At 36.9% G+C, this 15,669-nt stretch carries 14 protein-coding genes, 1 tRNA gene and 2 riboswitches; of the genes, 3 read left to right on the plus strand and 12 right to left on the minus strand.

What is annotated here, in order from left to right; all coding sequences use genetic code 11:
• Positions 1-316 precede the first annotated feature (316 nt).
• The 6 genes from ABH960_RS28950 to groES form a co-directional block, all read right to left on the minus strand.
• On the minus strand, positions 317-1,822 hold the full coding sequence (locus ABH960_RS28950) for a sensor histidine kinase (protein ID WP_002159515.1): 1,506 nt from the start codon (positions 1,820-1,822) through the stop codon (positions 317-319).
• Positions 1,806-2,507: a response regulator transcription factor gene (locus ABH960_RS28955; protein ID WP_002113448.1), complete on the minus strand. Its 702-nt coding sequence runs from the start codon at positions 2,505-2,507 to the stop codon at positions 1,806-1,808. The genes ABH960_RS28950 and ABH960_RS28955 overlap by 17 nt, the downstream gene beginning before the upstream one ends.
• A 145-nt stretch (positions 2,508-2,652) precedes the next feature.
• Positions 2,653-3,978: an NCS2 family permease gene (locus ABH960_RS28960; protein WP_404449875.1), complete on the minus strand. Its 1,326-nt coding sequence runs from the start codon at positions 3,976-3,978 to the stop codon at positions 2,653-2,655.
• 127 nt (positions 3,979-4,105) lie between these two features.
• Positions 4,106-4,207, minus strand: a riboswitch (purine riboswitch).
• Positions 4,208-4,362: 155 nt separating this feature from the next.
• Complete coding sequence (gene guaA, locus ABH960_RS28965) at positions 4,363-5,901, minus strand: glutamine-hydrolyzing GMP synthase (RefSeq protein ID WP_133059584.1); 1,539 nt, start codon at positions 5,899-5,901, stop codon at positions 4,363-4,365.
• A gap of 165 nt (positions 5,902-6,066) precedes the next feature.
• A riboswitch (purine riboswitch) is annotated at positions 6,067-6,168 on the minus strand.
• 139 nt (positions 6,169-6,307) lie between these two features.
• Positions 6,308-7,942 carry a chaperonin GroEL gene (gene groL, locus ABH960_RS28970; protein ID WP_002029451.1) on the minus strand — a complete coding sequence of 545 codons (1,635 nt, stop codon included), beginning with the start codon at positions 7,940-7,942 and terminating at the stop codon, positions 6,308-6,310.
• Positions 7,943-7,979: 37 nt separating this feature from the next.
• Positions 7,980-8,264 (minus strand): co-chaperone GroES, encoded by a 285-nt coding sequence (gene groES / locus ABH960_RS28975; protein ID WP_002009985.1) that lies wholly within the window; start codon positions 8,262-8,264, stop codon positions 7,980-7,982.
• 402 nt (positions 8,265-8,666) lie between these two features.
• On the opposite strand from groES, the gene ABH960_RS28980 reads away from it, so the two are divergent.
• Together ABH960_RS28980 and ABH960_RS28985 are read left to right on the plus strand one after the other, a co-directional pair.
• A complete protein-coding gene (locus tag ABH960_RS28980) occupies positions 8,667-9,416 on the plus strand; it encodes a CPBP family intramembrane glutamic endopeptidase (protein WP_044440795.1) in 750 nt (249 codons plus the stop codon).
• Entirely contained in the window at positions 9,413-9,604 is a 192-nt protein-coding gene (locus ABH960_RS28985) for a YdiK family protein (protein ID WP_001246201.1), read from the plus strand. The genes ABH960_RS28980 and ABH960_RS28985 overlap by 4 nt, the downstream gene beginning before the upstream one ends.
• 29 nt (positions 9,605-9,633) lie before the next feature.
• Here ABH960_RS28985 and ABH960_RS28990 read toward each other — a convergent pair whose 3' ends face one another.
• A complete protein-coding gene (locus ABH960_RS28990) occupies positions 9,634-10,263 on the minus strand; it encodes a redox-sensing transcriptional repressor Rex (RefSeq protein WP_000372704.1) in 630 nt (209 codons plus the stop codon).
• 187 nt (positions 10,264-10,450) lie between these two features.
• Here ABH960_RS28990 and ABH960_RS28995 point away from each other — a divergent pair, with 187 nt between their 5' ends.
• A complete protein-coding gene (locus ABH960_RS28995; protein ID WP_090835618.1) occupies positions 10,451-12,373 on the plus strand; it encodes an ABC-F family ATP-binding cassette domain-containing protein in 1,923 nt (640 codons plus the stop codon).
• Between the two features lie 412 nt (positions 12,374-12,785).
• On the opposite strand, the gene tsaD is transcribed toward ABH960_RS28995, so the two are convergent.
• From tsaD to ABH960_RS29020, 5 genes are all read right to left on the minus strand, one after another.
• A complete protein-coding gene (gene tsaD / locus ABH960_RS29000) occupies positions 12,786-13,802 on the minus strand; it encodes a tRNA (adenosine(37)-N6)-threonylcarbamoyltransferase complex transferase subunit TsaD (protein ID WP_002009991.1) in 1,017 nt (338 codons plus the stop codon).
• On the minus strand, positions 13,802-14,245 hold the full coding sequence (gene rimI, locus ABH960_RS29005; protein WP_002063534.1) for a ribosomal protein S18-alanine N-acetyltransferase: 444 nt from the start codon (positions 14,243-14,245) through the stop codon (positions 13,802-13,804). The genes tsaD and rimI overlap by 1 nt, the downstream gene beginning before the upstream one ends.
• A 13-nt stretch (positions 14,246-14,258) precedes the next feature.
• Complete coding sequence (gene tsaB, locus ABH960_RS29010; RefSeq protein WP_002124827.1) at positions 14,259-14,951, minus strand: tRNA (adenosine(37)-N6)-threonylcarbamoyltransferase complex dimerization subunit type 1 TsaB; 693 nt, start codon at positions 14,949-14,951, stop codon at positions 14,259-14,261.
• Entirely contained in the window at positions 14,932-15,405 is a 474-nt protein-coding gene (tsaE, locus tag ABH960_RS29015; protein ID WP_016101417.1) for a tRNA (adenosine(37)-N6)-threonylcarbamoyltransferase complex ATPase subunit type 1 TsaE, read from the minus strand. The genes tsaB and tsaE overlap by 20 nt, the downstream gene beginning before the upstream one ends.
• Before the next feature lie 174 nt (positions 15,406-15,579).
• Positions 15,580-15,655 (minus strand) — tRNA-Asp (locus ABH960_RS29020).
• Positions 15,656-15,669: the final 14 nt, after the last annotated feature.

Consider the following 15,669-nt stretch of genomic DNA (forward strand, 5'->3'; position numbering starts at 1 on the left):
CAGGATCAAACTCTCCAATAAAGTTAGTTTGTCTAGCATCTAAAAATAAAAATTGACGTTCACGTTGTTTGTTTCGTTCAGTTTTCAAAGAACTTGTCTGTCGCTCATTTGCGACTCCCTTATGTTAACATTTTCATATTTCAATGTCAACCAAGTTTTTTTATTTCTTTTGTCGCTTTCTGCGTTGTTGCTATCGGCGACTTGTCCTATATTACACCTCTATACTCTAATCGTCAATATGTTTTTCTAAAAAAATATAAAAAGACTTATTCCTTTTAAAATAAGCCTTTTTATCCTATAACATTCTATTCATTTATTATTTTTCTATAATTGGTAATGAAACGATGAACTGAACGATCCCATCCTCATACTCAGCTCGAATACTACCACCTTGCAACTCAACAATGCTTTTCGCAATAGCTAATCCGAGCCCCGAACCTTCTGTTACTCTACTTCTAGATTGATCTTTCTTATAAAACCGTTCAAACAAGTTCCCTAACTCTTCTCTCGTAAACTCTTCACTATGATTTGCAATAACAATTTGTATATCCCTGCGCTGTCTTTGCAGAGAAACTTTTATCTCTCCATCATCTTTACTATACTTAATCGCATTCATTAGCAAGTTGTCGAATACACGGACCATCTTTTCCGAGTCAATCATTGCATGCGCACGTTCTTCAGGAAATTTTTTAACAAATGAAAGCCCGTGCTCTTCTGCCTGTGGTACTAACTCTTCTATTAATTGATCAAGCAACTCATTTACACATACTTCTTGTTTTTCTAATACAACTTGTTCATTTGTTAACTTCGTATACTCAAATAAATCTTCTATTAAATTCTTTAACTGCTCCGACTTTGCAAAAGCAATTTTAGTATACTCATCATGTTGCTCTTTATTTTCATATTTAGAGTCTCTAAGTAATCGTAAGTATCCCATAATAGAAGTAAGCGGCGTACGCAAATCATGAGATACATTCGTAATAAGCTCATTCTTTTGCTTCTCTAATTTACGTTCCTTTTCTATATTATTCATAAGCTCTTCTGCCATATTATTAATATTCTCAGTTAAAGACGCAATCTCATCTTCACCTTTCTTCTCAATACGATAAGCCAAGTTTCCTTTTTCTATTTCTTTCACACCTTCTGCCATCGCTTCGATCTGCTTCATCTTTCTCTTTGTTATATAGAAGAAAGAGAAAATGAATACGAGCACACCAATTAAAAACGGGAATGGCCCTTCTTGCGTGTCATACATTACTTCTCCCTCTGGAATTCCACTAACAAACATGTACAAATTCTTTCCTTCTATAGTAATAGGTGAAAAAGCTATAAACTCTTTTCTTGTACTTTCAAATACTTCTCTACCATTTGTATAATTAATCGCAAACGATGCTGCATTACGAATCGTATTATGCAAATCTATTTGCTCTTCTTGTGCCTGCTTCGTTTTATATAAAACTTTCCCGCTTTCGTCAGTAACCAATATCTTTAAAGCTCTAGATCCTTGCTCTAAATTTTGGTTCTCTATTTCAATCATATTTGATATGGCTTCTAATTTATTTTCATGAACTGAGCTATTTGCAGCACTTTGAGCTTGTTGATTAATTCGCTCCATACCAGCTCGATAATCGATAGTAGCCTCACGATTTGCATTTTCAAAAAATGGTGCTGCTGCTTTCGTTGATAAAACTCCTAATAACGCACAAGCTGCGAAAGTAGTAATCAGTTGAATTCTTATACTCCGCCGTACACTCTTCACTAATTTCTCCACTAATGTTCTAGCTTTCCTAACATAAGTAAATGGATTAAATATCTTTTTCAATCTTATACCCCACTCCCCATACTGTTTTTATATATCTCGGCTTCCTTGGATTCTCCTCAATCTTTTCACGTACTTTTCGAATATGTACCATTACAGTGTTATCAGACTGGAAAGATCTTTCGTTCCAAACTTTTTCATAAATTTGCTCAGCACTAAAGACCATACCTGGATTACGAGCTAGCAATTCTAAAATTGAAAATTCCCTTGGAGTTAACTTCACTTCTTCTCCCTCTACAATGACTTTATGAGTTGAAATGTTTATTGCCATATTCCCAATTTCTAACTCGTCCTCATTTTGAATAGCAAAACCATTCATTTTCATATAACGACGTAGCTGAGATTTAATTCTTGCGATTAACTCTAACGGATTAAACGGTTTTGTTACGTAATCATCTGCACCTGTTGTTAATCCTAAAATTTTATCCATATCTTGCGTTTTTGCCGAAAGCATAATAATCGGCATTTCCTTCGCTTCCCTTACTTTCATACACATATGAATACCATCTACTTTCGGCATCATAATATCTAATACGACTAAGTGCACTTCATTTTCTTCTAATATACGTAACCCTTCTTCTCCGTCCCCTGCTTGCAGTACTTTATATCCTTCGTTCTTTAAATAAATTGTAATAAGGTTCCTAATTTCTTTTTCATCATCTACAACAAGTATCGTTTCCCCGGCCATAATATCTCCCCCATCAGTTTTTTAATCCCTAACTTCTATTATAAGAAAACTTCTGAAGAAAAACGCTCGGAAATCCTTAAGATTTTCTGAAGACGCAAAAAAGGTCTAGACTCCCCTTAAGTCTAGACCTTTCAAAAAACCCCTTTTATTTACGAACGTAGATGAAATATAGTACGAATAAAACTCCCATAATATACATAATTGGATGAATCTCTTTACGACGACCACTCACAACCATTGTAATTGGATAGAAGATAAATCCAATCGCGATTCCTGTTGCGATACTATACGTAAGTGGCATAGAGATGATTGTAAAGAATGCCGGTACTGCAATCTCGAATTTCTTCCAATCAATTTCTCCTAAAGATGAAACCATCAAGATTCCTACAATAATTAGAGCTGGTGCCGTTACAGCTGGTGTCACAACACTTAATAGTGGCGAGAAGAAAAGTGCCAGTAAGAAGAATCCTGCTGTTACAACTGCTGTAAATCCAGAACGTCCTCCTGCTGCTACCCCTGCAGACGATTCAATGTAAGACGTTGTAGTAGATGTACCTAGAATTGCACCAATTACAGTTGCAACCGCATCTGCAAATAATGCTTTTCCTGCACGTGGTAATTTATTGTTCTTCATTAATCCCGCTTGATTCGCAACCGCTACAAGCGTACCTGCTGTATCAAAGAAATCGATAAAGAAGAACGTTATAATAACAATCGCCATTTCAACAGTGAAAATGTCTCCAAAGTGAGCTAACGCCACACCGAACGTCGGTTCTAGACTCGGTATTGCTCCCACTACAGCTTTCGGAGTATCAATTAATCCTGCTGCTACTCCTAAGATTGCCGTAAAAATCATACCGTAGAAAACTGCACCATTTATTTTCTTAATCATGAAGATGATTGTCGTAATAACTCCGAAAATCGCTAGTAACGTTGTGCCCTTTGTTAAATCCCCCAATCCAACAAGAACAGCATCATTTTTCACGATAATTCCGGCATTTTGGAATCCAAGGAAAGCAATGAACAATCCAATACCTGCCGCTACTGCAAACTTTAACTCTGATGGAATTGCATTAATGATTTTTTCACGAATACCTGAAGCTGTAAGAATAATAAAGATAATACCTGACATTAATGTTCCAGCAATTGCTGTCTGCCACGGAATTCCCATCGTTAACACTGCCGTATAAGCAAAGAACGCATTAATTCCCATACCTGGCGCCAAAGCAATTGGATACTTCGCGAAGATCCCCATAATTAACGAACCAATCGCTGCTGCTAATGCTGTAGCAACGAATACTGCACCTGGATCCATTCCTGTACCTGCCGGTAATCCTTTAACATTTCCAAGTGACAGCGTAGCAGGATTGACAAATAGTACGTAAGCCATAGATAGAAATGTCGTTAAACCTGCTATGAACTCTGTTTTATAATTTGTGCCGAGTTCATCAAACTGAAAATAGCGTTTCATCTTACGTTTCCCCCGTTATATGATTACTCGCCGTATTTCCCCTAGCCCTCTTTTATCTATAAAAATAAAAAAGGCTTCCATTGCATATACATGGAAGCGTTCTATGAATAAAGACAAGTTTCCCCTCATCTTTATAGAAACGCCTCGTAGTCAAGCCATTTACGGTAGCTAGGTAGAAACTTTCGGGCCATATCCCCGATATTATACGACGGCATAATATTCACTTTTCGTTTGAATTACATACTCATATTAACTCGAGGAGGTGGTTTTGTCAATTTAAAAACGAACATTTTTATAAACTTTTATATTTTCGTTCGTATTAAGGGTGAAAACAAAAAGATCCATCTATACATGAACGATAGATGGATCTTTTTTATTACAATACTATTCCCACTCAATAGTTGCTGGTGGCTTACTCGTTATATCGTACACGATACGGTTAACGTGTTTTACTTCGTTTACGATACGTACAGAGATTTTCTCTAATACGTCCCAAGGGATACGTGCCCAATCAGCTGTCATACCATCGATAGATGTTACTGCACGGATACCTACTGTGTAATCGTAAGTACGCTCGTCACCCATAACACCTACACTACGCATACCAGGAAGCGCAGTGAAGTATTGCCAAACTTCACGTTCTAATCCTGCTTTTTGGATTTCTTCACGTAAAATCGCATCAGATTCACGAACGATTTCTAATTTCTCTTCTGTAATTTCACCTAATACACGAATACCAAGTCCTGGACCTGGGAACGGTTGACGCCATACGATTTCATCAGGAATTCCTAATTCTGATCCTAATACACGTACTTCATCTTTAAATAAAGTGTTTAAAGGCTCAATTAATTTGAACTGCATGTCTTCTGGAAGTCCACCAACGTTATGGTGAGATTTAATTGTTTGTGCAGTTGCTGTACCACTTTCAACGATGTCCGTGTAAAGTGTACCTTGTGCTAGGAAGTCCATTCCTTTTAATCTAGAAGCTTCATCATCAAATACGTAAATGAATTCATTACCGATGATTTTACGCTTTTGTTCTGGATCTTCTACACCTTTTAACTTGTTCATGAAGCGTTCTTTCGCATCCACTTTAATAACGTTCATATGGAAGCCTTCGCTAAATGTTTTCATAACACCTTCTGCTTCATCTTTACGAAGTAAACCGTGGTCCACGAAAATACATGTTAATTGGTCACCAATCGCCTTATGAATTAATACTGCTACAACAGAAGAGTCTACACCGCCGCTAAGTGCGCATAGTACTTTTTTGTCTCCAACAGTTTCACGGATCTTTTCTAATTCTACTTCGATAAAGTTCTCCATGTTCCATCCTTCAGAACAACCACATACGCCGAATACGAAGTTTTTAATTAAATCGTTACCGTGCTCAGAGTGACGTACTTCTGGGTGGAATTGTACACCGTATAAGTTTTCCGCTTCATTGCTCATACCAGCGATTGGACAAGACTCACTTGTTGCATCTACTACGAATCCTTCAGGTAAACCAGTTACTAAGTCACCATGGCTCATCCATACAACTTGCTCTTCTGGAAGGTTCGCATATAATTTTGATTCGTTCTCTACTTTAAGAACAGCTTTTCCATACTCACGGTGGTTGGCACGTTCTACTTTACCACCGAAGTGTTGCGTCATAAGCTGCATACCGTAACAAATACCGAAAATCGGTAATCCTAGCTCAAAGATTTTTTCATCACAATGTAATGCACCTTCACCGTATACACTATTTGGTCCACCAGAGAAAATAATCCCTTTTGGATTCATTGCTTTAATTTCTTCTGCAGTAATTGTATGTGGATGAAGTTCACTGTATACACCGAACTCACGAATTCGACGTGCTATTAACTGATTGTACTGACTCCCAAAATCTAAAACGATAATTGTATCATGCTGCTTCTTCAAAATAATCACCCCAACGTTAGTTCTCGTATATAAATATTTTCACCAATTTGGCGAAAAGCATTACTAATATAATAAAAAAAGCCAGTCCTCCGCCTCTAGTCTCATGACAAAGAAAAGGCAGGGGTCTGGCTTTATAAAGAAAGATAGTCTTCCGCTCTTTATAAATATAAGACGCACTGCCTTCATAGTCAGGTTGTTTACGGTAACCCGGTAGAGACTCTCAAACCATATCATCGAGGATATATGAAGGATTGTTTTATATTATCTTCCTAGATTCTAACAATGAAGTATCAGTATGGTCAAGAGAGAAAGCGACAAAATTCTACAGAAATTATTTTCCTGCGCTCAAAAACATAAAAAAACATCCACTTCTATATAGAAGTGGATGTTTTTCGGGTGAACGGAATTACATCATTCCGCCCATACCACCCATGCCCATGCCGCCCATGTCAGGCATTGCTGGTGCATTTGGTTCTGGCTTGTCAGCAACTACAGCTTCAGTTGTTAAGAACATAGCTGCAACAGATGCTGCGTTTTGAAGTGCAGAACGAGTTACTTTAGCTGGATCTACGATACCAGACTCAAGCATGTTAACCCATTCGCCAGTAGCTGCGTTGAAACCAACGCCTACTTTTTCGCCTTTTAGACGCTCTACAACTACAGATCCTTCTAGACCAGCGTTGATTGCGATTTGACGAACTGGCTCTTCTAGTGCACGAAGTACGATGTTGATACCTGTTGCTTCGTCGCCTTCAGCTACGATAGAAGCTACTTTTGTGTATACGTTCATAAGTGAAGTACCACCACCTGCAACGATACCTTCTTCTACTGCTGCACGAGTTGAGTTAAGTGCATCTTCAATGCGAAGTTTGCGCTCTTTTAACTCAGTTTCAGTTGCTGCACCTACTTTAATTACTGCTACACCGCCCGCAAGTTTAGCAAGACGCTCTTGTAATTTTTCACGATCGAATTCAGAAGTAGTTTCTTCTAATTGCGCGCGGATTTGACCGATGCGAGCTTCGATTTGTTGTGAATTTCCAATACCTTCAACTACAGTTGTGTTTTCTTTCGTTACAACAATTTTACCAGCGCGTCCTAAAGATTCAACTGTAGCAGATTTTAAGTCACGTCCTAATTCTTCAGTGATTACTTCGCCACCAGTTAAGATTGCGATATCTTCTAGCATTGCTTTACGACGGTCACCAAATCCAGGAGCTTTAACAGCAACTACATTGAATGTACCACGAAGTTTGTTCACTACTAATGTAGCTAACGCTTCGCCTTCTACATCTTCAGCAATGATAAGGAGTGGTTTACCTTGTTGTACCACTTGCTCTAATACTGGTAAGATTTCTTGGATGTTAGAAATCTTTTTGTCAGTAATTAAAATGTATGGGTTATCAAGAACTGCTTCCATTTTGTCAGAATCAGTAATCATGTAAGGAGATGCATATCCACGATCAAATTGCATACCTTCTACTACGTCTAATTCTGTTGTGAATCCTTTAGATTCTTCTAAAGTAATAACGCCGTCGTTACCAACGCGCTCCATTGCTTCAGCGATTAATTGACCTACTTCTTCGTCAGCCGAAGAAATAGCAGCTACTTGTGCGATAGAAGATTTACCTTCGATTGGTTTAGAAATCGCTTTTAATTCTTCAATTGCAGCAGTAACAGCTTTTTCGATACCTTTACGAAGACCCATTGGGTTTGCACCAGCTGTTACGTTTTTAAGACCTTCACGAATCATAGCTTGCGCTAATACAGTTGCAGTTGTCGTTCCGTCACCAGCTACATCGTTTGTTTTGCTAGCAACTTCTGCTACTAATTTCGCACCCATGTTTTCGAATGCATCTTCTAATTCGATTTCTTTTGCGATTGTTACACCGTCATTTGTAATAAGTGGTGAACCGAATTTTTTCTCAAGTACAACGTTACGACCTTTTGGTCCAAGCGTTACTTTTACTGCGTTTGCAAGAGTGTCGACACCGCGAAGCATCGAACGACGTGCTTCTTCACTAAATTTAATATCTTTTGCCATAATAATTGACCCCCTTGGATTTTTAAAATGTATATAATTAACCGATAATTGCTAAAATGTCACTTTCACGTAAAATCAAGTAGTCTGTACCTTCGTATTTCACTTCAGTACCTGCATATTTTGAGAAGATGATAAGATCACCTGCTGCTACCTCTAAAGCAACACGCTCACCATTTTCAAGCACTCGGCCTGTACCTACTGCAATAACTTTACCCTCTTGTGGTTTTTCTTTTGCAGTTTCTGGTAATACAATACCACTTGCTGTTTTTTCTTCTGCTTGAACAAGTTCAATTACAACGCGATCACCTAATGGCTTTAGCATGAACAATAACCTCCTCATTTTGTTATGTAAATTTTATTTATTAGCACTCAAGTCACACGAGTGCTAACACACTTCTAATAATAAATAATCTCAATTTCTTTTGCAAGTAAAAAAATCATAATTTTTTCGCAAATTACTTTATGCACTTTCCTAGATATCATTACTTCTTCTACTGCCTTTACTATATGAATCGTTGTTCCCACTTCTTGTATGTTACAATATGAAAGACACCCTAAGTTGTTTTCGCTAAACGTACAACTTTTTCCTGTCTCCTATTTTATTTTCAAATACTTATTTACAAAAAAAATATAATTCAAATGAAAGTTTATATCGTAGGTAGCATATTTACATGTTATCCTACCTTATCTCATACACTAGCGTTAGAAAGGATGGTTAAACCATTTGAAGAAACAATATTGGTGGATTATCGTTACATACATTTTAATGCAGTTATCAGGCATTGCCGGGTTACCGCTTCTCCTGAAAACTGGACTATACGATAATAGGGGATTTACTAGAGATGAAAAACTTCAGCTCATAACTGGTCATTGGGCTATCATTAGCTTTTTCATTGCATTATGCGTTGTACTTTGGTTACTCAGAACAGACATTCGTGACAGGCATTTAGATAAAATGCGCTCTACTGTTCCAGCTACAATTGGGTGGATTTTTATTGGTTTCTTCTTAGCGCTGTTCTCACAAAGCATTGCCGGTATGATCGAAATGCGTTTATTAGGGATTACACCGGGATCTGAAAATACAGCAAGACTTATGGACATCGCAAGAACGACACCTTGGTTCCTTATTGTCATATCTATAATAGGACCTATTTTGGAAGAAATCGTATTTAGAAAAATTTTATTCGGTACACTTTATAAGAAGTTTAACTTCTTTATTGCCGCTATTATTAGTTCACTTGTATTCGCGGCGATTCATTTTGATTTTACTCACTTATTGGTATACACTTCTATGGGGCTCGTATTCGCCTTTTTATACGTAAAAACGAAACGAATTATAGTTCCTATTGCAGCTCATGTTGCAATGAATACATTAGTTGCAGTTGCTCAAGTTGTAGTAAGCAATGAGCAAATTCAAGAAATGATTAAAGAAGCTGAAAAAATGCAAGGCTTTATCGGAGGATTTTTAGTATGAGAAACTCACCATTGTTCATGGCTGCATTGTACTTTCTTCTTGGATGTATCTTTACACGCTTCGCCATTACGAACGTAACAGATACAATCTGGAATATGTGGACAATACTATTTGCAGTTATGGCAACAATTGATTTTAATTTGGCACTTCGCCTTATCTTAGTTAAATTCACAAAGAAAAAACAATAATAAAACGCAGAGGTCATCTCCTCTGCGTTTTATTGTGGATAATTCTTCAAAAAGTAAACAAGCGTTTGTAACTCTACAGCTAAATCAATGTGATGAATTCTTATATTCTCTGACACATTTAAGCGTGCTGGTGTGAAATTTAAAATACCATGCACGTTCGTTTCTGCCAATCTATCTGCCACAGATTGCGCTACTGTAGCGGGTACTGTTAATATTGCCACTTGTATATCAGTTGATAAACGTTCTTCTAGTTCATCCAAATGATATACAGGAATGCCTCCGATTTCTGTTCCAACTTTCTCTTCACTAACATCAAACGCCATTTCAATTTTTGTATTATTGTTTTTCGTGAAATTATAATGTAAGAAAGCGGTCCCTAAATTACCTACTCCAATAAGTGCCACGCGTGTTATATCATCTTGGTCGAGTGTTTCACGGAAAAATGATAATAAATAATTTACGTTATATCCATATCCTTTTTTCCCTAACGCTCCAAAATATGAAAAATCTCTTCGAATAGTTGCGGAATCAACCTTTACCGCTTCACTCAATTCGGCTGATGAAACACGTTGCTTACCAGAAAGAGATAAGTTTTGGATAAATCGATAGTATAGAGGCAATCGTTTGGCAGTGGCCTGTGGAATTTTTTGCTGATCCATATAACCTCTCCTCTCTTCCTATCTTTATTCTTATACTTGAATCAAATACAGAAGTTTAGTACTCCTGAATTTCCTTGTATAATAAAGAGAAGAAGTATTCTCTCTTTATTTTAAACTATACACTATTTTTAGTATGATTGAGAAATATAAACATGGCAAAGTTAAGAAATTATTTGAGGTGAAAACATTGATATTATTACAAGTGAATGGGCTTTCGAAATTATACGGTGCAGAAACGATTCTTGCAAACATAAAATTGGAAGTACAAACAAAAGATCGTATCGCATTAGTCGGACGAAATGGAGCTGGAAAATCTACATTATTAAAAATAATAGCTGGCGAGTTATCTCATGATGGTGGTGAAATTATAAAACCGAAAGATGTCTCAATGGGGTATTTAGCTCAAAATACCGGATTAGAAACGTCTTTAACAATTTGGGATGAAATGTTAACCGTCTTTACACACTTGCAGCAGATGGAGACAAAACTTCGAAGGCTAGAGCAAGAGATGGGAAAAGAAGAAAACTTTTCAAATGCGGCTATATATGAGAAATTATTAGCTGATTATGACCAATTACAATTAGATTATAAAGATCAAGGCGGCTATCAGTACGAAGCGGATATACGCTCAATTTTAAGCGGTCTTGGCTTCCCAGTTGAAACGCATCAGACGAAAATTTCCACATTAAGTGGTGGACAAAAGACTCGATTAGCTCTCGGGAAATTATTATTAACTAGACCAGACTTACTTATTTTAGACGAACCTACAAACCATTTGGATATTGAGACACTAACATGGCTTGAACAATATTTACAAGGCTATCCTGGCGCGATTTTAATCGTTTCCCATGACCGTTATTTCTTAGATAAACTCGTTACACAAGTATACGAAATTTCTAATAAGGAAAGCCGACGATTTGTTGGTAACTACAGTAAATATTTAGACTCAAAATCAGCTCTATACGAGCAAGAAATGAAGCGTTATGAAAAACAACAAGATGAAATTTCTAAACTGGAAGACTTTGTACAAAAAAATATAGCTCGTGCATCTACGACAAAACGCGCTCAAAGTCGCCGTAAACAATTAGACAGAATGGAAGTATTAACTAGACCATTAGGCGATTCTAAATCAGCTTCCTTCCACTTCGATATTGAAAAACAAAGTGGAAATGATGTTTTACAAGTGAAAGATGCAACTATTGGCTATTATCAGGAACCGATTATTGAACATGTAAATATGCGCTTAACTCGCGGTGACAGTGTTGCCTTAGTTGGGCCAAACGGAATTGGAAAATCTACATTATTAAAATCCATTGTGAATAAGTTACAGCTATTACATGGAAACGTTGCTTTCGGCTCAAATGTATCTGTTGGTTATTATGATCAAGAACAAGCCAACTTAACATCTTCGAAGCGAGTTTTAAATGAATTATGGGATGAATATCCCCTGCAACCTGAAAAAGAAATTCGCACTATACTAGGCAACTTTTTATTCACAGGGGATGATGTACTCAAACCAGTATCTTCTCTTAGTGGTGGACAAAAGGCTCGACTAGCTCTTGCAAAACTTATGATGCAAAAATCCAATTTATTAATTCTCGATGAGCCAACAAACCATCTTGATTTAAATAGTAAAGAGATTTTGGAGAATGCTTTAATTGATTACCCAGGTACTCTTCTATTCGTCTCTCATGACCGCTATTTTATTAATCGCGTAACGACAACCGTTGTTGAGTTATCAACAGAAGGTGCACAAGAATATTTAGGTGATTACGATTATTACGTTGAAAAGAAAAATGAAATGATTGAACGTGCGGAACTAGAGCAAGAAGATGAAGTACCTGTTCAAAAAGTGGTGGCACAAGAAAAATTAAATTATCTCGAAGAAAAAGAACGTAAACAGCTAGAGCGTCAACGTACTCGAAAGATTGAAGAACTGGAACAAAATATCGTAGGCTTAGAAGAAGAAATTGCTACGTTAGAAGATCAGCTTTGCTTACCAGAAATATATGCAGATTATGAAAAGGCTAGTGAAATTACAACTAAAAAACAAACACTGCAAGAACAGCTTGAAGCTTGTATGGCAGAATGGGAAGAACTGCATATATAAGAGAATTTAAAAGAGGAGGATGTCTCATAAGTCGGGCTTTTTGACGAGATGACCTCCTTTTTATTTTCTGTTTTGGAATCAATACCATAGTAAATGAAATTATACAAACCATTCGACAAGGATTGACAATAGTAGCACCTTATATAATAAGAGGAGGATGTTTCAATTTTTTTTTGGACATCTCTTTGTTTTTTATTTCCCAAAAAAGAATTCCTTTAAAGGTCAGACTTCCTCTATGTTATCCACAAGGTTATACACATATCCACCTTTATAATATAAACTTTCAAATAACTTTTCCACATTATCCACAACTAGATAAAAAGTTATACACATTTTATGTACACAAAAAAACCCAAATTATCAACAGATAATTTGGGTTTTATCCACAAGCTGTGGTTAATTTTGTGTATAACTATGCTTCAATATCTAATCCTGGATTTGCATTTAAAGCTAATGTAGCGCGTTTTCCTTGTTCGTATGCAATTGTACCTGCAGCCGCAATCATCGCTGCATTATCTGTGCATAAAGATAGAGGAGGAATAATTAGCTCTATATTTTCTTTTTGTGCAAATTCTGCTGCTAAACGTGCACGAAGCCCTTTATTAGCAGCTACTCCACCAGCAAGAAGCACTTGTTTTACATTATAAGCATCTGCTGCACGAGACGCTTTCGTTACAAGTACATCTATTACACTTTCTTGGAAACTTGCTGCTAAATCTTCTGGTGCAATTTCTATACCGCGCTGTTTTGCGTTATGCACAGTGTTGATAACTGCTGATTTCAATCCACTAAAGCTGAAATCATACGAATCAGGTTCTAGCCACGCACGAGGCAAATCAATTGTTGGTTTTCCTTCATGCGCAAGGCGATCAATATGAGGACCACCTGGATAAGGCATTGATAATGTACGAGCTACTTTATCGTAAGCTTCTCCTGCCGCATCATCTCGCGTTTCACCAATCACTTCAAATGAACCATGTTCTTTCATATAAACAAGCTCCGTATGTCCACCGGATACAACAAGCGATAGTAACGGGAATTGTACTTCTTTTACTAAACGATTCGCATAAATATGACCAGCAATATGATGAACACCAACTAGAGGGATATCATGAGCAAAAGCCACAGCTTTCGCTGCATTTACACCTATTAAAAGTGCTCCGACTAAACCTGGGCCTTCTGTTACAGCAATTGCATCAATATCCTCAAAAGTGATATTCGCTTCTTTTAAAGCTTCTTCTAACACAACTGTGATTTCTTCTACATGATGACGGGATGCAATCTCTGGTACAACTCCGCCAAAACGCTTATGACTTTCAATTTGCGATGCAACGACATTCGCAATGATTTCCGTTCCATTTTTAACAACTGCTACAGCTGTTTCATCACAGCTTGTTTCAATACCAAGTATAATCGTATTTTTTTCCATTATATATTCACCCACATTACAAGACCATCTTCCTGATTGTCTGCATAGTATCGTTTACGAATCCCACCATTTTGAAATCCGTATTTTCTGTATAACTGCTTTGCTACTTCATTTGACATGCGTACTTCAAGTGTCATTGTTTTTACTCCTAAACCTTTCGCTTCGGAAATGACTTCTTTTAATAAGGCATCCCCTAGCTTTTGACCTCTGTATTCCGGCAGGATAGCTATATTTGTTACATGTGATTCATCAATAATTATCCACAATCCACAATATCCAATTACGAGACCATCTTTTTCTAGCACGACATAATGTGCATGTTCATTCACCTCTAATTCACGGTGAAAGGCATCTGCAGTCCAAGGGGTTGAAAAAGATGCTTCTTCAATAGCTACAATTTGAGCAATATCATCGAGTGCCATCTTTCTAAATATCATATCCATCTTCTGTAGGCCCCTATTGTTTTTGACTTTCTAACCATTTTGTTTCAGCTTCAGCTAAACGAAGATAGCTAGGAACAAACGTATGCACGTCTTGTTCTTCTTTTTGTAATCCTAAAAATGCTAATTCACTTGGTCTTGGGTTATTCTTAGTGAACGGAGCAAATACAGCTTGATCACCTAAATATTCTACAATTGTTTCTTTATGCAATTTAACATCGTTACCAATAAATAAAACAGGCTGTTCTTTATCTTTTAACATTTGCAACCAGTCAACAATAAGAATAATTCGGTCTTCTTCTATTGAAGTTATACGCTCTCCTTCATATGTATATAACCCCGTGTAAATTTGACCACGTCGGCCATCAAATAAAGGACAAATTAGTCCATTAAAATTAGTACCATTTGCAGCCACCACTTCCAAACTTGATACACCTACAATTGGTATTTGAAGTGACCAAGCTAATGTTTTTGCCGCTGTCACACCTATACGAACACCTGTATATGATCCCGGTCCAGCTGCTACAACAATTTTAGTCAATTCTTTCGGTTTTACACCGCATTCTTTTAACAGTTTCTCTACAGCTGGCATAAGACGTACAGAATGGTTTTTTGTTAAATTTGTAATGATTTCCCCAATCACGTTCCCTTCCTCAATAAGGGATACACCCATTACGTAATTTGAAGTATCAATTGCTAGTACTTTCATCTTGTAATAGCTCCTCACATAATCTAATATAGCGATCTCCAATTGGCTCGAGTACAATTTTTCTTGTATCATCTCCAGCATGGAATAAACTAATTTGCAACTTCTCATTCGGTAAATATACTTCTATTAAATGAGCCCATTCTACTACTGTAATCCCTTCACCATAGAAATACTCATCAAATCCTAAATCTTCTTCACTTTCCGCTAAACGATACACATCCATATGATATAGCGGTAATCTTCCTTTATATTCTTTAATAATATTGAAGGTAGGACTATTTACGACTCTTTTCACTCCAAGACCTTTTGCTAGTCCTTTTGTAAAAGTCGTCTTGCCAGCTCCAAGATCACCTTCTAAAATAATTACATCTTTTTCCTTTACAAGTCTCCCTAATTTTTCTGATAATCGCTGGGTTTCTTCGGAAGATTTTGTTGTTATTTCATATTTACTCACAGACTTCACCTACTTTACTCACAATGTTCTCTGCTCTTTATTATACAGGTTTTAAATATATAAAAAAGTCCTTAGGAGTTTTCCTAAGGATAGTTTGACTGTCTTTATTAGTTTTTTGTTAAAACAAATAAAAAAATACGAAACAACTTGTTTCGTTCTTTTCTTTATATAAAATGGCGGTCCCGACCGGGGTCGAACCGGCGATCTCCTGCGTGACAGGCAGGCATGTTAACCACTACACCACGGGACCATTTGGTTGCGGGG

This window comes from Bacillus sp. RC252 (assembly GCF_044909215.1).
In the GTDB taxonomy this organism is placed as follows: Bacteria; Bacillota; Bacilli; order Bacillales; family Bacillaceae_G; genus Bacillus_A; species Bacillus_A mycoides.